This window comes from Paraburkholderia sp. (assembly GCF_036488505.1).
Lineage (GTDB): Bacteria > Pseudomonadota > Gammaproteobacteria > Burkholderiales > Burkholderiaceae > Paraburkholderia.
Window position 1 is genome coordinate 1 of sequence record NZ_DASXHN010000115.1, and the last position, 21,108, is coordinate 21,108.

Here is a 21,108-nt window from a genome sequence, read left to right on the forward strand (position 1 = left end):
GCTCGGTTTCGACAAGACCGCCAAGATGTTCGAGCGGCAGATGATCGAAATCGCGCCGCTCGCGTACATGCGCGGCCGCACGCTGAACCACGCGTTCATCATCCTCGACGAGGCACAGAACACCACGCCCGAACAGATGAAGATGTTCCTCACGCGCATCGGCTTCGGCTCGAAAGCGGTCGTCACCGGCGACACGACCCAGGTCGACCTGCCGCGCGGCCACAAGAGCGGACTGATCGAGGCGCAGCAGGTGCTCGCGGACGTGCGCGGCATTGCGCTCACGCGCTTCACGAGCGCGGACGTGGTGCGGCATCCGCTGGTCGCGCGCATTGTGGAGGCGTACGATGCGCATTCGCAGAAGGTGCCGGCTCCGGCCGATTCGCGGTGACGCGCGGGCGCCAGGGCAGGCGACGCGACGCGACCGACCGCCGCCCTCCGGCCCTCTGATCGAGACCGCCGCTGCCACGAGCGAACCGCCACCGCCGCCCGCCACGCACCCGCTACGAACGCTGAACCCCCACACCGCATGAGCCGCGCCCCGAAACTGACGTTAAACCTGCAATTCCCCGCCGCCAAAGCCTGGCCGGAACACAAGGCGCTGCTGCCGCGCGCGACCGTGGCCGGCTGGATCAAGGCCGCGCTGTTCGCGGATGGCGAACTGACGGTGCGCTTCGTCGACGCCGACGAAGGCCGCAAGCTGAACCGCGCCTATCGCGGCAAGGACTATGCGACCAACGTGCTGACCTTCGCGTATGCCGAATCGGAAGCCGAGCCGGTGAGCGGCGATCTGATCCTCTGCTGCCCGGTGGTCGAAAAGGAAGCCGCCGAGCAGGGCAAGCCGCTCGCCGCGCACTATGCGCACCTGCTCGTGCACGGTACCCTGCACGCGCAGGGCTACGACCACGAAGTCGAACAGGAAGCCGAGGAAATGGAGGCGATCGAAACCGACATCCTGGGTAAGCTCGGGTTTCCGGATCCTTACCAATAGGCGTTGCGCTTTCATGCGCCTTTTGCTCTCTGCTGCCCGCCAACCACGAACGAACTTACCGTGAGCACCCCGTCCCCCGAAGCCGATACCTTCACGCGCTGTCCGGACTATCCGCCGACGCTCGGTGATTCGCGGCTGCTGACCGACGACGAGCTGCGCGCGTCGCTCGAATGCACGTTGCGCGACTGGGACCGCAAGACCGATCTGTGGCTGTTCGGCTATGGCTCACTGATCTGGAACCCGGGCCTGCCGATCGCCGAGACGACGCGCTCGAAAGTGCATGGCTATCACCGCGGACTGTATCTGTGGTCGCGCGTAAATCGCGGCACCCCCGAGCAGCCCGGCCTCGTGCTCGCGCTCGACCGCGGCGGCTCGTGCACCGGCATGGCATTCCGGCTCGCCGCCGAGGGCGCGATGCCGCATCTCGAAGCACTGTGGCGCCGCGAAATGCCGATGGGCTCATACCGCCCTGCGTGGCTGCCCTGCGTGCTCGCGGACGGCCGGCGCGTCGACGCGCTCGCGTTCGTGATGCGCCGCGACGTGCCGAGCTACACCGGCAAGCTGCGTGACGACATCATCCGGGCGGTGCTTGGCTGCGCGAGCGGCCGCTACGGCACGACGCTCGACTACGTGAGCCGCACCGTGCATGCGCTGCGCGAAAGCGGGATGCCCGATCGCGCGCTCGAAGCGCTGCTCGCGCGCTGCGGCGCGCCGGGGCGCGACGCGAGCCCGGACGCGGCTTCGCCGGCTAGCGGCCCGGCACGCGGGTGAATCCCAGCGCTGTCTCGCGCGAGCCGCGTCACCGGGCACATCGCCCGTCAGCGGCGCCCGTCGCGATACGCTGCTGCGCGCCCGCCCAAGCTATCCGAACGCGTGCGCGACTTTTTTGCCCAGAAGCGCTTTTCCATTGGTAATCGGTTAGGATGGCCTTACGCGCCGCCGCCGCGGCGCGACCGTTTCACCCAACGCTTCACTCATCGCCAAGGCCGGCGGGACACGGTTCCGCCATGTGCCTGGTGTATCCTTAATGCACTGCAACAGCGCGCCCAGTCTTGCCGGGCGCACTACCATGAACGACACGTATCCCAGTCGACGCCACACCGGACGCCAACTCGACAAACCGCAGGAAAAGCGCTCGCTGCTCGAGCGCCTGACCGACTTCATCTCTCCCGAGCCCGACTCGCGCGCCGAACTTCTGGAAATTCTGCAGGACGCGCACGAGCGCAACCTGATCGACGCCGACTCGCTGTCGATGATCGAAGGCGTGTTCCAGGTCTCGGAATTGAGCGCACGCGACATCATGGTGCCGCGCGCGCAAATGGACGCGATCAACATCGCGGACAATCCCGCCGAATTCATCCCGTACGTGCTGGAAAAGGCGCACTCGCGCTATCCGGTCTACGAGGGCAATCGCGACAACATCATCGGCGTGCTGCTCGCCAAAGATCTGCTGCGCTACTACGCGGAAGAGGAATTCGACGTGCGCGGGATGCTGCGCCCGGCGGTCTACATCCCCGAATCCAAGCGCCTGAACGTGCTGCTGCACGACTTCCGCGTGAACCGCAACCACCTCGCGGTGGTGGTCGACGAATACGGCGGGGTCGCGGGCCTGATCACGATCGAGGACGTGCTCGAGCAGATCGTCGGCGACATCGAGGACGAATACGATTTCGACGAGGAAAGCGGCAACATCATCGCGTCGCCGGACGGACGCTTTCGCGTGCGCGCGCTGACCGAGATCGAGCAGTTCAACGAAACCTTCGGCACCGATTATTCGGACGACGAAGTCGATACCATCGGCGGACTCGTCACGCATCACTTCGGCCGCGTGCCGCATCGCGGCGAAAAAGTGCGTCTGGATGATCTGATCTTTGAGATCCTGCGCGGCGACGCCCGCCAGATCCATATGCTGCTGGTGCGCCGCGACCCGCTCGCGGGCCAGCGCGAGCGCGACGCGCAGCACGTGCAGACCTGAGCCGCCGGCTTTCGCTCACCTTACTGGCTTCCCGCCCGTTTTTTCAACTTCCGACGCCGACCGCGCAACAATGGCCGACCCGATCACTACCCGTTCGCGGCGCGACCTGAGCGCCGCTGCCCCCGCCGGCGACACAGGCAGCCGCGCGCTGCCGCTGTGGCACTACCTCGTCGCGCTGGCCACCGGCGCGCTCAATACACTGTCGTTCGCGCCCACGCCGCACGGCGGCTGGCTGCAGCTCGCAATCTTCGTGTTCTTTTTCGCGTGGCTGACGCGCAGCAGCGGCTGGAAAAGCGCGGCGCTGACGGGCGGTGCGTTCGGCTTCGGCAACTTCGTCACCGGTGTGTGGTGGCTGTACGTCAGCATGCACTTCTTCGGCGGGATGCCGGCACCGCTCGCCGGCGCCGCGCTCTTGCTGTTTTCGCTGTATCTGGCCATTTATCCGGCGCTGGCCGCCGGCGTGTGGTCGTTGTGCGCGGGGCATGCGCGCAACGGCGCGGCGGACAACCGGCAGCCGTTCTCGCCGAGCTGGCACGGCGCGCTGGCCTTCGCGAGCGCGTGGGCGATCGGCGAATGGCTGCGCGGCACCGTGTTTACCGGCTTCCCGTGGCTGGCCGCCGGGTATGCGCAGGTCGATGGCCCGTTCGCCGGATACGCTCCGGTGGTCGGCGTGTATGGCGTCGGCTGGATGGTCGCGCTCGCGGCCGCGCTGATCGTGCAGGCGTTGCTGCCATGGATGCGGCCACCCTCCGCGCGCGCCGCGCAGGGCGCCGCTAGCGCCAGCGCGGCAACCGCCGGCCAGACCTCGCCACGCCGCGTCGCGCCCAGCGCGCTGCCGGCCGGCGTCGCGCTTGCGCTGATCGTCATCGGGCTGCTGCTGCCGCTGATCCAGTGGACCACGCCCGCGAATGCGCCGCTGACGGTGCGTCTGCTACAGGGCAACGTCAAGCAGGAGATGAAGTTCGAGGAAGCCGGCCTGCGCGCAGCGGTCGACGAATATCAGCAGATGATCACCGCGAAGCCCGCCGATCTGATCGTCACGCCGGAAACCGCGATTCCGGTGCTCGCGCAGCAGTTGCCGCCGCCGTTCGCGGCGGCGATCCGCCAGTTCTCGGATTCGACCGGCAGCGCGATCCTGTTCGGCGCGATCGGCGGCACGATCACGCCCGACGGCCGGGTGATCGACTACACGAACAGCCTGTTCGGCGTCACGCCCCGTTCGCACGACATCTACCGCTATGACAAGCATCACCTCGTGCCCTTTGGCGAATTCGTGCCGTGGGGCTTCCGATGGTTCGTCAATCTGATGAACATTCCGCTCGGCGACTTTTTCCGCGGCGCGCCGGTGCAGAAGCCGTTCATGGTGCATAACCAGCCGGTCGCCGTGAACATCTGCTATGAGGATATCTTCGGCGAGGAGATCGCGCGCACGCTGCGCGAGAATGCGACCCCGGCGGGCGTGCTGGTCAACTCGACCAATCTCGCGTGGTTCGGCGACACCATCGCGCTCGACCAGCATCTGCAGATCGCGCGGATGCGCTCGCTCGAAACGGGCCGGCCGATGCTGCGCGCGACCAACACCGGAATGACCGCCGCGATCGATGCGAACGGCCGCGTGATCGGCCGCCTCACGCCGTTCACGATCGGCTCGCTGGAGGTGACGGTGCAAGGCACGTCGGGCAATACGCCTTACGTGACGAGCGGCAACAACACGGTGCTCGCGGTGTCGGCGCTGCTACTGGCGTTCGGCTTTGCGTTCGGACCGGCGTTCGTGCGGCGGCGCAATGGCGGCAAGTAAGCAGCGGAAGTAAACAGCGTTAAGTAAGCGTCAGCAGGTAGGCGATGGCGCGCGGCTCTTTTGCGCGCCCGCCGCAAATGCCGCCCGCAAAAAAAATGCGCCTGACATATATCAGGCGCATTTTCTTTTTCACGGGCAGGCGTTCCGATTCAGGACATCCGTCACGCGCCGGAACCCGCGCATTCATCCATCGAGTCGCGTCAATTCGCCGGCACCGTATCGATGAACGACTGCCGCAGCGCCAGCTTCTGGAAAAGCTTGTCCAGATTCGGATGCGCTTCGCGCCAGTTCAGCTCGGGCATGCGGAAGTCGAGATAGCCAAGCGCGCAACCCACCGCGATATCGGCGAGCGTGTAGTGATTGCCCGCGCACCACGGTTTGCTGCCAAGACCCTGCGACATCGCGATCAGACCTTCGTCGATCTTGCGCTGCTGCCGCGCGACCCACGCGTCGACCCGTTGCTCGGGTGCGCGCTGCGTGCTTTCGAGACGGATCAGCACGGCCGCGTCGAGCACACCGTCGGCGAGCGCTTCCCAGCAGCGCACTTCGACGCGTTCCCGGCCGGACTGCGGAATCAGCTTGCCGACCGGCGACAGCGTATCGACGTATTCGCAGATCACCCGCGAGTCGAACACGGCTTCGCCGTCTTCCATCACGAGGCACGGCACCTTGCCGATCGGATTGAACGTGTGAATCCGGGTATCCGGCGCCCAAACGTTTTCGGGCACAAGTTCGTAGTCGATCTTCTTGTCGGCGAGCACGATCCGCGCTTTACGCACGAACGGGCTGGCGAGCGAACCGATGAGTTTCATCATGACCATCTGCCTTTTTCTGAATCCGGCGAAAGTATAAGTGGTCTAAGGCTTTCAGGCGTGCCGCGCCGCATCTTCGCAAGCTGCCCGTAGACCCGCTGTGGGCGGATTGCAACACGCCTGCGGTCATCAGACCGTCACTATTCGCCCAAAGTGACCGGGTGCATGGAATGACGGATCAGGGACTTGCGCCACCGCGCAACCCGGCGGGCGCGAGTGCCGGTGAGCGCCTGAACGCAGCGCTACAATCGCACGATGAACCAGCCGACCGAACCCACCCTCGCCATCGACGTCTACCGTACGCGCCGCGAGCGCGTCCTCGCCGCGCTACGCGCCGCGGGCGGCGGCGTCGCCATCGTGCCGACCGCGCCCGAAGCGCTACGCAACCGCGACGCCGATTATCCGTACCGGCACGACAGCTACTTCTACTATCTGACCGGCTTCACCGAGCCCGAGGCGCTGCTCGTGCTGGTCGCGAACCCGCCGCCCGGCGCACCGGCATCGATCTTGTTCTGCCGCGAGAAAAACGTCGAACGCGAGACGTGGGAGGGTTTCCGCTTCGGGCCGGACGGCGCGCGTGACGCGTTCGGTTTCGACGCCGCGTTCGTGTTCGACGATATCGACACGCAATTGCCGCGGTTTCTCGCGGACCAGCCGTCGCTGCACTACGCGCTCGGCACGTCGGCCCAGCTCGACGAGCGGGTGCGCCGCTGGCTCGACGCGGTGCGCGCGCAAGGCCGCGGCGGTATCGCGGCGCCCACTGCCGCGCGCGATCTGCTGCCGTTGCTCGACGAGATGCGGCTCATCAAGGACGACCACGAACTGGCGATCATGCGCCGCGCCGGCCAGATTTCCGCGGCAGCGCATCGCCGCGCGATGGCCGCGTGCCGCCCCGGCATCCGCGAATACGAACTCGAGGCCGAGCTGCTGTACACGTTCCGCAAGCTCGGCGCGCAGGCGCCGGCCTATACGTCGATCGTCGCAGCGGGCGCGAACGCCTGCGTGCTGCACTACCCGGCCGGCAACGCGAGCGCGCGAGACGGCGATCTGATCCTGATCGATGCGGCCTGCGAACTCGACGGCTACGCATCCGACATCACCCGCACGTTCCCGGCGAGCGGCCGCTTCGCGCCCGCGCAGCGCGAGCTGTACGACATCGTGCTGGCCGCGCAGCAGGCCGCGATCGATGCGACGCGCGCCGGCGTGAGTTTCGACGAGCCGCACCAGGCGGCGGTACGGGTGCTGTCGCAAGGGCTGCTCGATACGGGCATCGTCGCGCGCGACAAATTCGCGTCGGTCGACGACGTGATCGCCGAGCGCGCCTACGCGCCTTTCTACATGCACCGGACCGGCCACTGGCTCGGCATGGACGTGCACGACTGCGGCGACTACCGCGAGCGCGGCGCACCGCGCGACGAGACGGGCGCACTGCCGTGGCGCACGCTGCATCCGTCGATGACGCTGACGATCGAGCCGGGGCTCTATATCCGGCCGGCAGAGGGCGTGCCCGAGCGCTACTGGAACATCGGCATCCGCATCGAAGACGACGCGATCGTGACGCGCGGCGGCTGCGAATTGATCACGCGCGACGTGCCGGTGGCCGCCGCCGAGATCGAAGCGCTGATGCAGGAAGCGCGGGCCGTGCACGCAACGGGGAGCTGAAGCACGATGAACCAGGCCTCTCCATCGGCGGTGATCCTCAAGCCCGCCTCGCACCGGCAAGCATTCGATTTCGATGTGACGATCGTCGGCGCCGGGCCGGTCGGCCTCGCGCTGGCCGGCTGGCTCGCGCGCCGCAGCGTGACCCGGGAACTGAAAATCGCACTGGTCGACGCGCGCGAACCGGAAGACTCGATCGCCGATCCGCGCGCGATCGCGGTGTCGCACGGCAGCCGGATGATCCTCGAGCCGCTGCGCTGGCCCGCCGACGCAACCGCGATCGAACGCATCCATGTGTCGCAGCGCGGCCACTTCGGCCGCACGCTGATCGATCACCGCGAACACGGCTTGCCCGCGCTCGGCTATGTGCTGCGCTACGGCTCGATCGTGCACGGCCTCGCCGACGCGGTGCGCGCGACGCCGGTCCACTGGTTCCGCTCGACGTCGGCTGGCGCGCCGGCTCAGGAGCTCGACGGCGTGACGCTGCCGATCGACACCGCGGGCGTCACGCGGCAGTTGCGCACGCGCATTCTGGTGAACGCCGAGGGCGGCGTATTCGGCGACCAGAAGCGCGGCGGCCGCGCGGGGAACAGTGCCGGCAAAGCGCTGGCCGAGGCGGCCGGGAGCGCCGCCGAAACCGCAGCCAACGCGGTCGCCAGCGCAAGCGGCGCAGTCGGTAAAGTCGGCGGCATCAGCTCGCGCGATTACCGCCAGACCGCGCTGGTCGGCACGGTCACCGTGTCCGCGCCGCGCCCGCATGTCGCGTGGGAGCGCTTCACGTCGCAAGGCCCGATCGCGCTGCTGCCAATAGGCGGCGTGCGGGGCGCCGACTATGCGCTCGTCTGGTGTTGCGCCCCCGACGAAGCCGCGCGCCGCGCGCAACTGAGCGATGAAGCGTTTCTGCGCGAACTCGACGCCGCGTTCGGCGATCGGATGGGACGCTTTACCCACATCGCCGGACGCGCGTCTTTCCCGCTCGGACTCGACGCCGCCGACACGCTCGTGCACGGCCACATCGTCGCGATCGGCAATGCGGCGCAGACGCTGCATCCGGTCGCAGGCCAAGGCCTGAACCTGGGGTTGCGCGACGCGCACGCGCTCGCCGATGCGCTGTCGGCCGAAGGCCCGACGCCGCTCGCGCTCGCGACATTCGCGCGACGCCGCGCGCTCGACCGGCGCCTGACGATCGGCTCAACGGACACGCTCGCGCGGCTGTTTACCGTCGACTTCGCGCCGCTCGCTGTGCTGCGCGGTCTTGCGCTCACCGCGCTGGAGTTCGTGCCACCGGTGAAGACCGCGCTCGCGCGGCAGATGATGTTCGGCCAGCGCCGCTAGCCGCATCGGGCGCGCTGCGCCGCGCGCCCTCGACCGCCACGCGCCGCGACGACTTTTCATACTGGCGCGCGGCGCGCTCGAGCCGCGCGCCCGGCTCTATTAGCATGACTTTCATAGACGATTTAACGGGTTACGAGATACAGATGGCGGGTTCCGCTTATCTGTTAACGCTAAAATGGCCGTTTTCCCTCGCATTTCGCGGTGGCGCCGATTGTTAAATCGCACAGCCGCCCGCGCACGCTCACGGCATGCCCACTCTCGGCTCTCACAATCTGCGTAACAACCTGTTCGTCGCCCCGATGGCCGGCGTGACCGACCGGCCGTTTCGCCAGCTGTGCAAACGGCTCGGCGCCGGCTACGCGGTGTCCGAGATGGTCGCGTCGAACGCGCAGTTGTGGAAAAGCGAAAAAACCATGCGCCGCGCAAACCACGACGGCGAAGTCGAGCCTATCGCGGTGCAGATCGCCGGCGCCGATCCCGCGATGATGGCCGAAGCCGCGCGCTACAACGTCGCGAACGGCGCGCAGATCATCGACATCAATATGGGCTGCCCGGCCAAGAAGGTCTGCAACGTCGCCGCGGGCTCCGCACTGCTACAGAATGAACCGCTCGTGCAGCGCATCGTCGAGGCGGTCGTGAACGCTGTCGGCGTCGGCCCCGACGCGGTGCCCGTCACGCTGAAAATCCGCACCGGCTGGAATCGCGAGAACAGGAACGCACTGAATGTCGCCCGTCTCGCCGAAGCAGCCGGTATCTCGATGTTGACCGTGCACGGCCGCACGCGCGCCGACCTGTATCACGGCGACGCCGAGTACGAAACGATCGCCGCGGTCAAAGCGGCAGTCGGCATTCCGGTGGTCGCGAACGGCGATATCGCGTCGCCGCAAAAGGCGCGCGAAGTGCTCGCCGCCACTCGCGCGGATGCGATCATGATCGGCCGCGCCGCGCAGGGCCGGCCGTGGCTGTTCCGTGAGATCGAGCACTTTCTGCAAACCGGCGAACTGCTGCCGCCGCCGCGCATCGACGAAATCCAGCAGGTGATGAACGAGCATCTCGAAGATCACTACGCGTTCTACGGGGAATTTACCGGCGTGCGCACTGCGCGCAAGCACATCGGCTGGTACACTCGCGGCCTTTCCGGCGCCAACCTGTTCCGGCATCGCATGAATACGCTGGACACAACGCGCGAACAACTCGTCGCCGTCAACGAGTTTTTTGACGCACAGAAGGCGATCTCAGAACGCCTCGTCTACGTCGACGAATCAGCCGACAGCCAGGGCGAGGACCACACCGACCGACTAGCAGCATGAGCAAGAACAATATCGAACAATCTGTCCGCGACAGCCTGGATGTGTATTTCCAGGACCTCGACGGCTCCAATCCGCACGACGTCTACGACATGGTCATTTCATGCGTGGAAAAACCCTTGCTCGAAGTGGTGCTCGAGCAGGCCGGCGGTAATCAGTCGCTGGCCGCCGAGTATCTCGGCATCAACCGCAATACGCTGCGCAAGAAGCTGCAACAACACGGTTTGCTGTAGTTCCTGGCGCTCCTGCCACGTTCCCCTTCGGCTTTTCGTCTTCATCATGATCAAGCAAGCGCTCATCTCCGTCTCCGACAAGTCCGGCATCGTCGACTTCGCCAAGTCGCTGTCGGAGCTCGGCATCAAGATCCTGTCGACCGGCGGCACCGCGAAGCTGCTCGCGGACGCGGGCCTGTCCGTCACCGAAGTCGCCGACTACACCGGCTTCCCGGAAATGCTCGACGGGCGGGTGAAGACGCTGCATCCGAAGGTGCACGGCGGCATTCTCGCGCGTCGCGACTTGCCCGAGCATATGGCCGCGCTTCAGAAGCACGACATCCCGACCATCGACCTGCTGGTCGTGAACCTGTACCCGTTCGTGCAGACGGTGTCGAAAGAGGAGTGCTCGCTCGAAGACGCGATCGAGAACATCGACATCGGCGGCCCGACGATGTTGCGCTCGGCCGCGAAGAATCACCGCGACGTGACGGTCCTGGTCGATCCGGCGGATTACGCGGTCGTGCTCGACGAGATGCGCGCGAACGGCAACACGGTGTCGTACAAGACCAACTTCCGTCTCGCGACGAAGGTCTATGCGCACACCGCGCAATACGACGGCGCGATCACGAACTACCTGACGAGTCTCACCGACGAGCTGCAGCACTCGTCGCGCAACACGTATCCGGCGACCTTCAACATCGCGTTCGAGAAGGTGCAGGATCTGCGCTATGGCGAGAACCCGCATCAAAGCGCGGCGTTCTACCGCGACCTGACGGTGCCGGACGGCGCGCTCGCGAACTACAACCAGTTGCAGGGCAAGGCGCTGTCCTACAACAACATCGCCGACTCCGACGCGGCGTGGGAATGCGTGAAGACCTTCGACGTGCCGGCCTGCGTGATCGTCAAGCACGCGAATCCGTGCGGCGTCGCGATCGGCGCGGATGCGCACGAAGCGTACTCGAAGGCGTTCCAGACCGATCCGACCTCGGCATTCGGCGGCATCATCGCGTTCAACCGTGAAGTCGACCAGGCCGCTGCGCAAGCGGTCGCGAAGCAGTTCGTCGAAGTGCTGATCGCGCCGTCGTTCAGCGCCGAAGCGCGCCAGCTGTTCGCGGCCAAGCAGAACGTGCGTCTGCTCGAAATCGCGCTAGGCGAAGGCCATAACACGTTCGATCTGAAGCGCGTTGGCGGGGGGCTGCTGGTGCAGTCACTCGATTCGAAGAACGTGCAGCCGCGCGAGCTGCGGGTGGTGACGAAGCGGCATCCGACGCCAAAGGAAATGGACGACCTGCTGTTCGCATGGCGCGTCGCGAAGTACGTGAAGTCGAATGCGATCGTATTCTGCGCGGGCGGCATGACGCTGGGCGTCGGCGCGGGCCAGATGAGCCGCGTGGATTCGGCGCGCATCGCCAGCATCAAGGCGCAGAACGCCGGCCTGACGCTGAACGGTTCGGCGGTCGCGTCGGACGCGTTCTTCCCGTTCCGCGACGGTCTCGACGTGGTGGTGGCCGCGGGCGCGACCTGCGTGATCCAGCCCGGCGGCTCGATGCGCGACGACGAAGTGGTCAGCGCGGCGGACGAGCACAATATCGCGATGGTGCTGACGGGCGTGCGTCACTTCCGGCATTGAGATCACGAGGGCCTTGGCAACGGCGGCTGCGTTTTTCGCGGTTGCCGTGACCGTCACAGCGTAACGCGGCGGTAACCGGAATGGCCGCCAGAAAACGGCTCGGTGGATTTTCCGCCGGGCCGTTTGTTTTTTCGCTCGGTTGTGGCGGCGACCTCGACGGCTGCGCTCAATCGTCGGGATCCTTCTTCTCATAACCATCCCGCACTTCCGGATGCTGGCTGATGTATGTGCCCAGACCCTGCCCTCGCCGCGCAAGACGCTTGAGCACGGCGACATGCGCTGCGCCGGCACTTCGTTCTGTGTACCAATAGGCGACGCCCGTCCGAAAACGCACCTTGATGAAATCGTCACCGATTTCATACGCATCGACACCTGAATCGCCACTGAGATTGCCGTAACGCTGCATCTGCAATCGCCTCCTCGCGCAAAACGCCAGCAGTTTTTATTCCGCCGGCCCCGACTATCCGCGGACGCCGCGCGGTGCGTTCGTTGTAGTATCGCAGGCACCTGGTTTTTATCGCATCTGCGGCACCTTATGAGAATTCTCGGCATCGACCCCGGCCTGCGCGTGACCGGCTTCGGCCTGATCGAACAACATGGCCACGCGCTCACCTACGTCGCGAGCGGCGTGATCCGCACCGCCGACGCCGATCTGCCTTCGCGGCTCGGCACCATCTTTGAAGGTATCTCCACGTTGATCCGCGAGCATTCGCCGGATCAGGCGGCGATCGAAAAAGTGTTCGTCAACGTCAATCCGCAGTCGACGCTGCTGCTGGGTCAGGCGCGCGGCGCGGCGATCTGCGGGCTCGTCGCCGGTGGCGTGCCGGTCGCGGAATACACGGCGCTGCAACTGAAGCAGGCCGTCGTCGGCTACGGCCGCGCGACCAAGGAGCAGATGCAGCAAATGGTCGTGCGTCTGCTGAGCCTGTCGGGCGTGCCGGGCACCGACGCCGCCGACGCGCTCGGCATGGCGATCTGCCACGCGCACGGCGGCACGATCTTGAGCACGCTCGGCGGCATTGCACCGGCGCTAGCGAAAAAGGGACTGCGGGTGCGGCGCGGACGCCTGGTGGGATAGCCAAGCACCCCGCCCGACCACCGCGTACGCGCCGCCGATTCGCTGCGCTACACTCGCCCTTTTCCACCCGACTCTCACCATTGACTCCGCCATGATCGGTCGCATTGCCGGCGTTCTGCTGGAAAAAAACCCGCCGCATCTGCTCGTCGACTGCAACGGCGTCGGCTATGAAGTGGACGTGCCGATGAGCACGTTCTACAACCTGCCGTCGACCGGCGAGCGCATCGTTTTGCTCACGCAGATGATCGTGCGCGAGGACGCACATCTGCTGTACGGCTTCGGCACCGCGCAGGAACGCGCGACCTTCCGCGAACTGCTGAAAATCTCCGGCATCGGCGCGCGCATGGCGCTCGCGGTGTTGTCGGGGATGAGCGTGGCCGAACTCGCGCAGACCGTCACGATGCAGGACGCGGCGCGTCTGACGCGCGTGCCCGGCATCGGCAAGAAAACCGCCGAGCGGCTGCTGCTCGAACTGAAGGGCAAGCTCGGCGCCGACCTCGGCGCGATGGCGGGCGCGGCGTCGGCATCCGACCACGCATCCGACATCCTCAACGCGCTGCTCGCGCTCGGCTACTCCGAGAAAGAAGCGCTCGCGGCGATCAAGAACGTGCCGGCCGGCACTGGCGTGTCCGAGGGCATCAAGCTCGCGCTGAAGGCGCTGTCGAAGGGCTGACGCACCACCCGCGCGCGTTACAATGGCCGCATGATCGAAACCGACAAACTCGCCGCCGAGCGCATCATCGCGGCCACGCCTGCGTCGCCGAACGAAGAAGCATTCGAACGCGCATTGCGCCCGCGCCAGCTCGAAGAATACGTCGGCCAGGAAAAGGTGCGCGGCCAGCTCGAAATCTTCATCGAAGCCGCCAGACGCCGCTCAGAATCGCTCGATCACGTGCTGCTGTTCGGGCCGCCAGGCCTCGGCAAGACCACGCTCGCGCACATCATCGCGCGCGAGATGGGCGTCAATCTGCGGCAAACGTCGGGACCGGTGCTTGAAAGGGCCGGCGACCTCGCCGCGCTGCTCACCAATCTCGAAGCGAACGACGTTCTCTTCATCGACGAAATCCACCGGCTCTCGCCGGTCGTCGAGGAAATCCTGTACCCGGCGCTCGAGGATTATCAGATCGACATCATGATCGGCGAAGGTCCCGCCGCGCGCAGCGTGAAGCTCGACCTGCAACCGTTCACGCTGGTCGGCGCGACCACCCGCGCGGGCATGCTGACTAACCCGCTGCGCGACCGCTTCGGCATCGTCGCGCGGCTCGAGTTCTATAACGCCGAGGAACTGGCGCGCATCGTCACGCGTTCGGCGTCGCTGCTGAACGCGCAGATTCATCCGGACGGCGCGTTTGAAATCGCCCGGCGCGCGCGCGGCACGCCGCGTATCGCCAACCGGCTGCTGCGCCGCGTGCGCGACTTCGCCGAAGTCAAGGCCGACGGCAACATAACCGCTCAGGTGGCCGACGCGGCGCTGAAGATGCTCGACGTCGACGCGGTCGGCTTCGATCTGATGGACCGCAAACTGCTCGAAGCGATTCTGCACAAGTTCGACGGCGGCCCGGTCGGGGTCGACAACCTTGCCGCGGCGATCGGCGAGGAGCGCGACACGATCGAGGACGTGCTCGAACCGTATCTGATCCAGCAAGGCTTCCTGCAACGCACGCCGCGCGGGCGCATCGCCACGCTGCTCACCTACCGGCACTTCGGTCTGAGCGCGCCGGATGCGTCGAGCACGCTGCCGGGCTTGTGGGATCCGGCGAACTGAGCCGCGCGAGAGCGATCAGGATGTCCGACCAGCCCCGCCAGACCGGCTCCTCCCCCAACTCATCCAGCAGCGCGCCGAGCGGCGCATCCGGCAACTTCGCGCAGGCGCTCACGCAGCGGCTGCGCGCGCGGCTCGCGGCCGGTATCACGCATCTGACGACCGGCAGCGGCCCCATGCTCGACTACTCGTCGCCGCCGGGCGACCCCGGCCTGTTCGGGCCGAACTCCGTCTGCTGGCAAGTCCACGCCGACTTCACGTCGATGATGGCGGGAGGCATCAGCGCGCTGCTGCTGCAGGCGTTGCATCCGCTGGCGCTCGCCGGCGTGTGGGACCACTCGAGCTTTCGCAGCGACATTCTCGGACGCCTGCGCCGCACCGCGACGTTCATCGCCGGCACGACGTACGGCAGCCGGCACGATGCGCTCGCGCTGATCGAGCGCGTGAAGTCGATTCATCTCGGCGTGACCGGCGTCGCGCCCGACGGCCAGCCGTATCGCGCGAGCGAGCCCGCGCTGCTGACCTGGGTGCACGTCGCGGAAGTGTCGAGCTTCATGACCGCGCATCTGCGCTATGTGAATCCGCTGCTGTCCGTGGCCGACCAGGATCGATATTTCGCGGAAACCGCGCGCATCGCCGAAATGCTCGGCGCCACCGAGATTCCGCGCTCGCGCGCCGAGATCGATGCGTACCTGCTCGCGATGCGCCCCGCGCTGGTGGCAAGTGAGCGCACCCGTGAAGTCGTCAGCATTCTGATGAATGCGCCGGCGCCCAGCCTCGCGATGCGGCCCGCCGGCACGCTGATGCTCAACGCGGGTGTCGATCTGTTACCGGTGTGGGCGCAGGCGATGCTCGGCTTGAACCGCTACGCGGCGCTGCGCCGGAGGTTGGCGCGACCGGGCGTGCGGCTCGTGGCGCCGGTGATTCGCTGGGCGCTGGTCAACGGCGTGTCGAAGCGGGCCCGCAGGCGGGCGGCGGCGGTCCGAGAGCAGGACTGATCGGCCAAGGCTACTGCGGGGCCTCGCTGCGTTCGCTTCACCGGCCTGGCGCGGCCGCCTTCGCAAACCCGTCATCAGCCACGCTGCTCGCATCGAGGTGTGAGATATCCGCCCACGAGACGATCGTCGCGTGGCCGTCATCGAAATCGACGACGTTCACACTCGTGTTCAGCAACTGATAATCGCGCGGCGCATCGAGCGGCAAGCCGCACGCGAAGCGGCGTACGCAATCGAGGACGCCACCGTGCGCGACGCAGGCGATCCGCCCGCCCGGATGCGCGGCGATCAACGGCTCGATCGCATGGACGATGCGGTGGTAGAACACGCGCTGCGATTCGCCCGCGGGCGGCGTGAAAGCCGGATCGCGAGTTTGCCATTGCGCGTATTCGTCCGGAAAGCGAAGCGCGATCTCGTCGCTGTCGTGGCCCTGGAAGGCGCCGTACGAGCGCTCGCGCAAGTTCTCGCGCAACTGTAGCGGCAAGCCAAGCGCGTCGCCGATGGGCTGCGCGGTCTGCAACGCGCGCAGCAGATCGCTCGAATAGATCGCATCAAGCCGCGCGCCGTGCTTCACGTCGTCCGCGATGCGCCAGGCAAGACGTTGCGCCTGGTCGACGCCGGTCGTTGCCAGCGGAATGTCGATGTGGCCCTGGATGCGCTTCGCGCGGTTCCAGTCAGTTTCGCCGTGTCGGATAAACAGAATCTGCGTGGTCATGAGAAGAACAGGAGAGCCGTTCGCCGACTATGCCGGGCCGTTATGGTCGCAAAAAGCGGCGAGCGGGCCGGTGCGCGCGGTGGGCACCACGACCGGGCGCCGCAGCAGGTTCGATGCACGCGCGCGGGGTGCCGAAGGTATTGAGCGTGGGCCGGGACGCACGGGAAGTTCAGGCCTTCGTCTGCAGCCAGAATGTGACCGGCCCGTCGTTGACGAGCGAGACCTGCATGTCCGCGCCGAACTCGCCGGTCTCGACAATCGGATGCTTCGCGCGCGCCGCCGCGACGAAGTAGTCGAACAGGCGCTTGCCCTCGTCGGGCGGCGCGGCAGGCGTGAAGCTCGGACGCAGGCCGCTGTTGGTATCGGCCGCGAGTGTGAACTGCGACACGAGCAGCAAGCCGCCCACCCGCCCGGCACCGTCGAGATTCTGCACCGACAGGTTCATCTTGCCGGCCGCGTCGCTGAATACCCGATAGCCGAGAATTTTCGCGAGCAGGCGGTCGGCGGACGCGTCGGTGTCACCGCGCTCGGCGCAGACGAGCGCCAGCAGCCCCGCTTCGATCGCCCCGGTCACGCGGTCGGCGACGCGCACTTCGGCGCGCCGCACCCGCTGGATCAGCGCGATCATGGCCCCGGCCCCGCGACCGGCGCGCGCTGTATCGCGATTGCGTTCGTCATCGTCATCGTCAGCGTCGCGGGGAGGTTCAAGCCGTCAGCGTGACGCGCGCAAAGCGGCGCTTGCCGACCTGCACGACATATTCGCCCGCTTCGACCTTCAACCCCTTGTCGGAGACCGTCGCGCCGTCTATTTTCACGCCGCTCTGTTCGATATTGCGCAGCGCTTCGCTCGTCGACGGCACGAGGTTCGCCTGCTTCAGCAGCTGGCCGATCGCGAGCGGCGCACCCGCGAGCGTTACCGCCGGAATATCGTCGGGCACACCACCCTTCGCGCGATGATTGAAGTCCTCGAGCGCGCGCTCGGCGTCGGCGGGCGAGTGAAAGCGCGCGACGATTTCCTGACCCAGCATCACCTTGAAATCGCGCGGATTGCGGCCTGCTTCGATCTCTTTTCTAAAACCGGCGATCTCGTCCATCGGACGGAACGACAGCAACTCGAAGTAACGCCACATCAGCGTATCGGAAATGCTCATCAGCTTGCCGAACATGTCGCTCGGCTTTTCGCTGATACCGATGTAGTTGTTCTTCGACTTCGACATCTTTTCGACGCCGTCGAGCCCTTCGAGCAGCGGCATCGTCAGGATGCACTGCGGTTCCTGGCCGTACTGCTTTTGCAGCTCGCGGCCGACCAGCAGGTTGAACTTCTGGTCAGTGCCACCGAGCTCGAGGTCGGCGTTGAGCGCGACCGAGTCGTAGCCTTGCATCAACGGGTACAGGAATTCGTGGATCGAAATCGGCACGCCGCTCTGGAAGCGCTTCGTGAAGTCCTCGCGCTCGAGAATCCGCGCGACGGTATAGCGCGACGCGAGCTTGATCATGCCGTCGGCGCCAAGCGGCATCGACCATTCGCTGTTGTAGCGGATTTCGGTCTTGTCGCGATCGAGTACGAGCGCGGCCTGTTCGAAATAGGTCTTCGCATTGGATTCGATCTGCTCGCGCGTGAGCGGCGGGCGGGTCGCGTTACGGCCGGACGGGTCGCCGATCAGCGACGTGAAATCGCCGATCAGGAAGATCACCGTGTGACCGAGGTCCTGCAACTGGCGCATCTTGTTGAGCACCACCGTGTGACCGATGTGGATATCGGGCGCGGTCGGATCGAGCCCAAGCTTGATGCGCAGCGGCCGGGCCGTAGCCGCGCTCCTTGCGAGCTTTTGCGCGAATTCGTCTTCGATCAACAGTTCGTCGATACCGCGTTTGGTGACAGCCAGGGCATGACGGACTTCGTCGGTGATCGGAAAGGCGGGGGCGGGCTTGGTGGACTCGGTGCTCATGCTGGAAACGTGAAGTCGCGAAAAAACAGGATTGTCCCATAGATGCGCGCCGCCGCGCCCACTCAAGCGACTCAGGCTGCGCGTTGGCGCGCGATCCCGACAGGCAAGACGCGCTCGGCGGTGAGCTGCATATCGCGCGGCAGTCGTCGCGGCGGTGACGCGCTTACTTTCAGCCGCGCTTGCGTCGATAATCTGCTAGAACGAATCGCAATGAACCTCGACAGGAGCAACGACGTGGCGCAAGACCCCGCAGACGGCATCTATTTCGGATTGATGTCGGGAACGAGCATGGACGGCGTGGACGGCGTGGCTGTCCGGTTTGCCAAAGGGAAGCCGCCTGAAGTGCTGGCCGAGGCGTTCGTCGGTTTTTCCGCCGGCGTACGCGAGGCGCTGTTCGCGCTTCAGCAACCGGGCGACAACGAGATCGAGCGCGAGGCGCTGGCCGCCAACGCGCTCGCGACGCGCTATGCCGTGTGCTGCCACGATTTGCTGCGGGACAGCCGCGTGGCCGCGGAGGACGTCCGCGCGATCGGCGTGCACGGGCAAACGGTGCGACACCGGCCGGAAAAGGGCTATACGCGGCAGATCAACAACCCGGCGCTGCTCGCGGAAATGATGCATATCGATGTGGTCGCCGATTTTCGTAGCCGCGACGTCGCCGCCGGTGGCCAAGGCGCGCCGCTCGTGCCCGCCTTTCACGCGACGATATTCGGCGCGAAGAACGAAACGCGCGTGGTGTGCAATCTGGGCGGCATCAGCAATATCACCATTCTGCACGCGACGGGCGGCGTGCGCGGCTTCGACTGCGGGCCGGCGAACGCGCTGCTCGATGCATGGGTCGAGCGCCATCTCGGCAAGCCGTTCGACCAGAACGGCCATTTCGCGGCGAGCGGCAATGTGAATCGCGAGTTGCTGAACGCGTTGCTCGACGAGCCGTTTTTTTCGGAGCAGCCACCGAAAAGCACCGGCCGCGATCTGTTCAACACCGCGTGGCTCGATGCGAAACTTCAGCCGTTCGCCGGCCTCGCTCCCGCCGACGTGCAAGCGACACTAGTCGCTCTGACAGCGGTGACGGTCGCGCGCGAAATCGAGCGGCATGCGTCCGACGCGCGCGCGGTCTATGTGTGCGGCGGCGGCGCGCGCAATCCGGAACTGATGACGGCGTTGCAGCAGGCGCTCGAAGACAGCGGCACGAGTGGTGTATCGGTGCTGACGACGGATGCGCTTGGCGTGCCGCCAAGCCAGGTCGAGCCGCTCGCGTTCGCGTGGCTCGCAATGCGCTGTGTGGCGCGGCTGTCCGGTAACCTGCCCAGTGTGACCGGCGCGGCAGGGGAGAGGGTATTGGGCGCGATCTATCCGCGCTGAGGCGGTCCGGTGCGACGGGGTCCCGCTCGCGCCGCCGCGCGCGTTTCCGGCGGCGGTCGCAAAATAAAAAACGGGGCCGCAGCCTAATGCCGTTCAATCAAGCGACTGAACGGCATCACGCCGAAGCCCCGTTTTTTACTGCTTGACTAGTCGTTGCGCTCAGACCGAGAACGATGAGCCACAACCGCAGGTGGTCGACGCGTTCGGATTCTTGATGACGAACTGCGCGCCGTTGATATCGTCCTTGTAGTCGATCTCAGCACCGACCAGGTATTGGTAGCTCATCGAGTCGATTAACAATTGGACACCGCTCTTGTTCATCACCGTGTCGTCTTCGTTGATCGCTTCGTCGAAGGTGAAACCATACTGAAAGCCCGAGCAGCCGCCGCCCTGCACGAACACACGCAGCTTGAGGTCCGCATTGCCTTCTTCTTCGATCAGTTGCTTGACCTTGTCAGCCGCTGCGTCAGTGAAAACGAAGGGGGCCGGCATCTCGGTTACGGGGGTATCGGTGACTGCGTTCATTCGAGCTCTCCAAAAAGCTTTAGCCGCTATTGTAGGGCTGATCGGAATATCGTGCTGAAGCCCACAAAATCAATGGGTTCTTCTCTCTGAGTGGCCGCGCATCGATTCACTGGAGCGTCGTTCCAAGACTCGCTCGCCAGCCCGGACAAGCCATGAAAAAAGCCGCCTTCGCATAAGCGTCGGCGGCTTTCGCTGTGAACCGGCTGGAAGGCCGGTTCGCGCCCGAAACGATTAACGCTTCGAGAACTGCTTGCGGCGACGTGCCTTGTGGAAGCCGACCTTCTTACGTTCGACCTCACGCGCATCGCGCGTAACGAAGCCAGCGTGCGACAGTTGCGGCTTCAGCGTTGCGTCATAGTCCATCAGCGCGCGGGTGATGCCGTGGCGAACCGCGCCGGCTTGACCCGTTTCACCGCCACCGGTCACGTTGACTTTGATGTCGAACGTGGCGCCGTGGTTAGTGAGTTCCAGCGGCTGACGCACGATCATCAGCGACGTTTCGCGCGAGAAGTAGTCGGCGATGGGCTTGCCGTTCACAACGATATCGCCCTTGCCTGCCTTGATGAACACACGTGCGACGGCGCTCTTGCGGCGGCCCGTGCCGTAATTCCAGTTGCCGATCATGTGGGCTCCCCTTAGATCTCGAGCGCCTTCGGCTGTTGTGCCGAATGCGGATGCGTTGCGTCTGCGTAGACCTTCAGCTTCTTGATCATCGCGTAGCCCAGCGGGCCCTTCGGCAGCATGCCCTTGACAGCCTTCTCGAGCGCGCGGCCCGGGAAGCGTTCCTGCATTTTGCCGAACGTCGTTTCATAGATACCGCCGGGGTAACCCGAGTGACGGTAGTACTTCTTGTCGGTAACCTTGTTGCCCGTGACCTTCAGCTTGCCGGCGTTGATAACGATGATGAAATCACCGGTGTCGACGTGCGGAGTGAATTCAGGCTTGTGCTTGCCGCGAAGACGGTGTGCCACTTCGCTGGCGACACGCCCGAGAACCTTAT

General features: G+C 65.7%; 23 protein-coding genes. 15 read left to right on the top strand and 8 right to left on the bottom strand.

The window, feature by feature from the left end; all coding sequences use genetic code 11:
- The 5 genes from VGH68_RS06250 to lnt all read left to right on the top strand — a co-directional run.
- Positions 1-388 (top strand): PhoH family protein (locus VGH68_RS06250; protein ID WP_331602670.1); only part of this gene is annotated, 388 nt, incomplete at its 5' end.
- A gap of 138 nt (positions 389-526) precedes the next feature.
- Positions 527-988, top strand: a complete 462-nt coding sequence (ybeY, locus tag VGH68_RS06255) for an rRNA maturation RNase YbeY (protein ID WP_331602671.1) — start codon at positions 527-529, stop codon at positions 986-988.
- Positions 989-1,048: 60 nt separating this feature from the next.
- A complete protein-coding gene (locus tag VGH68_RS06260; RefSeq protein ID WP_331602672.1) occupies positions 1,049-1,759 on the top strand; it encodes a gamma-glutamylcyclotransferase in 711 nt (236 codons plus the stop codon).
- Positions 1,760-2,057: 298 nt separating this feature from the next.
- Positions 2,058-2,963: an HlyC/CorC family transporter gene (locus tag VGH68_RS06265; protein WP_331602673.1), complete on the top strand. Its 906-nt coding sequence runs from the start codon at positions 2,058-2,060 to the stop codon at positions 2,961-2,963.
- A gap of 70 nt (positions 2,964-3,033) precedes the next feature.
- Positions 3,034-4,761, top strand: coding sequence for an apolipoprotein N-acyltransferase (gene lnt, locus VGH68_RS06270; protein ID WP_331602674.1), 1,728 nt, complete (start codon positions 3,034-3,036; stop codon positions 4,759-4,761).
- A 200-nt stretch (positions 4,762-4,961) separates the two neighbouring features.
- Here the strand turns inward: lnt and VGH68_RS06275 are convergent, their stop codons facing one another.
- A complete protein-coding gene (locus VGH68_RS06275; RefSeq protein WP_331602675.1) occupies positions 4,962-5,576 on the bottom strand; it encodes a glutathione S-transferase C-terminal domain-containing protein in 615 nt (204 codons plus the stop codon).
- Between the two features lie 252 nt (positions 5,577-5,828).
- Between VGH68_RS06275 and VGH68_RS06280 the strand changes: the two genes are divergently transcribed.
- From VGH68_RS06280 to purH, 5 genes are all read left to right on the top strand, one after another.
- Positions 5,829-7,235 carry an aminopeptidase P N-terminal domain-containing protein gene (locus tag VGH68_RS06280; protein ID WP_331602676.1) on the top strand — a complete coding sequence of 469 codons (1,407 nt, stop codon included), beginning with the start codon at positions 5,829-5,831 and terminating at the stop codon, positions 7,233-7,235.
- A 6-nt stretch (positions 7,236-7,241) separates the two neighbouring features.
- Complete coding sequence (locus tag VGH68_RS06285) at positions 7,242-8,567, top strand: UbiH/UbiF/VisC/COQ6 family ubiquinone biosynthesis hydroxylase (RefSeq protein ID WP_331602677.1); 1,326 nt, start codon at positions 7,242-7,244, stop codon at positions 8,565-8,567.
- A gap of 248 nt (positions 8,568-8,815) precedes the next feature.
- The gene (gene dusB, locus VGH68_RS06290; protein WP_331602678.1) at positions 8,816-9,877 is read left to right on the top strand and encodes a tRNA dihydrouridine synthase DusB; all 1,062 of its coding nucleotides are present in this window, start codon (positions 8,816-8,818) and stop codon (positions 9,875-9,877) included.
- On the top strand, positions 9,874-10,107 hold the full coding sequence (locus VGH68_RS06295; protein WP_008919619.1) for a Fis family transcriptional regulator: 234 nt from the start codon (positions 9,874-9,876) through the stop codon (positions 10,105-10,107). Before dusB ends, VGH68_RS06295 begins: the two co-directional genes overlap by 4 nt.
- Before the next feature lie 46 nt (positions 10,108-10,153).
- On the top strand, positions 10,154-11,719 hold the full coding sequence (gene purH / locus VGH68_RS06300) for a bifunctional phosphoribosylaminoimidazolecarboxamide formyltransferase/IMP cyclohydrolase (RefSeq protein WP_331602679.1): 1,566 nt from the start codon (positions 10,154-10,156) through the stop codon (positions 11,717-11,719).
- Positions 11,720-11,885: 166 nt separating this feature from the next.
- Here the strand turns inward: purH and VGH68_RS06305 are convergent, their stop codons facing one another.
- A complete protein-coding gene (locus tag VGH68_RS06305) occupies positions 11,886-12,125 on the bottom strand; it encodes a hypothetical protein (RefSeq protein ID WP_331602680.1) in 240 nt (79 codons plus the stop codon).
- 129 nt (positions 12,126-12,254) lie between these two features.
- Between VGH68_RS06305 and ruvC the strand changes: the two genes are divergently transcribed.
- The 4 genes from ruvC to VGH68_RS06325 all read left to right on the top strand — a co-directional run bounded on the left by ruvC (position 12,255) and on the right by VGH68_RS06325 (position 15,557).
- Positions 12,255-12,797, top strand: a complete 543-nt coding sequence (gene ruvC, locus VGH68_RS06310; protein WP_331602681.1) for a crossover junction endodeoxyribonuclease RuvC — start codon at positions 12,255-12,257, stop codon at positions 12,795-12,797.
- A gap of 91 nt (positions 12,798-12,888) precedes the next feature.
- Complete coding sequence (gene ruvA / locus VGH68_RS06315) at positions 12,889-13,470, top strand: Holliday junction branch migration protein RuvA (protein WP_062124619.1); 582 nt, start codon at positions 12,889-12,891, stop codon at positions 13,468-13,470.
- 30 nt (positions 13,471-13,500) lie between these two features.
- Positions 13,501-14,562, top strand: coding sequence for a Holliday junction branch migration DNA helicase RuvB (gene ruvB, locus VGH68_RS06320; RefSeq protein ID WP_331602682.1), 1,062 nt, complete (start codon positions 13,501-13,503; stop codon positions 14,560-14,562).
- Between the two features lie 20 nt (positions 14,563-14,582).
- On the top strand, positions 14,583-15,557 hold the full coding sequence (locus tag VGH68_RS06325; protein ID WP_331602683.1) for an oxygenase MpaB family protein: 975 nt from the start codon (positions 14,583-14,585) through the stop codon (positions 15,555-15,557).
- Between the two features lie 37 nt (positions 15,558-15,594).
- On the opposite strand, the gene VGH68_RS06330 is transcribed toward VGH68_RS06325, so the two are convergent.
- The 3 genes from VGH68_RS06330 to tyrS all read right to left on the bottom strand — a co-directional run bounded on the left by VGH68_RS06330 (position 15,595) and on the right by tyrS (position 18,218).
- Positions 15,595-16,269 (bottom strand): histidine phosphatase family protein, encoded by a 675-nt coding sequence (locus VGH68_RS06330; protein ID WP_331602684.1) that lies wholly within the window; start codon positions 16,267-16,269, stop codon positions 15,595-15,597.
- A 169-nt stretch (positions 16,270-16,438) separates the two neighbouring features.
- Entirely contained in the window at positions 16,439-16,897 is a 459-nt protein-coding gene (dtd, locus tag VGH68_RS06335; RefSeq protein ID WP_331602685.1) for a D-aminoacyl-tRNA deacylase, read from the bottom strand.
- A 76-nt stretch (positions 16,898-16,973) separates the two neighbouring features.
- Positions 16,974-18,218, bottom strand: coding sequence for a tyrosine--tRNA ligase (gene tyrS, locus VGH68_RS06340; RefSeq protein ID WP_331602686.1), 1,245 nt, complete (start codon positions 18,216-18,218; stop codon positions 16,974-16,976).
- Between the two features lie 234 nt (positions 18,219-18,452).
- On the opposite strand from tyrS, the gene VGH68_RS06345 reads away from it, so the two are divergent.
- Positions 18,453-19,583, top strand: a complete 1,131-nt coding sequence (locus VGH68_RS06345) for an anhydro-N-acetylmuramic acid kinase (RefSeq protein WP_331602691.1) — start codon at positions 18,453-18,455, stop codon at positions 19,581-19,583.
- A 159-nt stretch (positions 19,584-19,742) separates the two neighbouring features.
- Here the strand turns inward: VGH68_RS06345 and erpA are convergent, their stop codons facing one another.
- The 3 genes from erpA to rplM form a co-directional block, all read right to left on the bottom strand.
- A complete protein-coding gene (erpA, locus tag VGH68_RS06350; protein ID WP_331602688.1) occupies positions 19,743-20,108 on the bottom strand; it encodes an iron-sulfur cluster insertion protein ErpA in 366 nt (121 codons plus the stop codon).
- A gap of 231 nt (positions 20,109-20,339) precedes the next feature.
- Complete coding sequence (gene rpsI / locus VGH68_RS06355; RefSeq protein ID WP_331602689.1) at positions 20,340-20,732, bottom strand: 30S ribosomal protein S9; 393 nt, start codon at positions 20,730-20,732, stop codon at positions 20,340-20,342.
- An 11-nt stretch (positions 20,733-20,743) separates the two neighbouring features.
- The coding region (gene rplM / locus VGH68_RS06360; protein ID WP_331602690.1) for a 50S ribosomal protein L13 at positions 20,744-21,108 on the bottom strand (365 nt) is incomplete at its 5' end.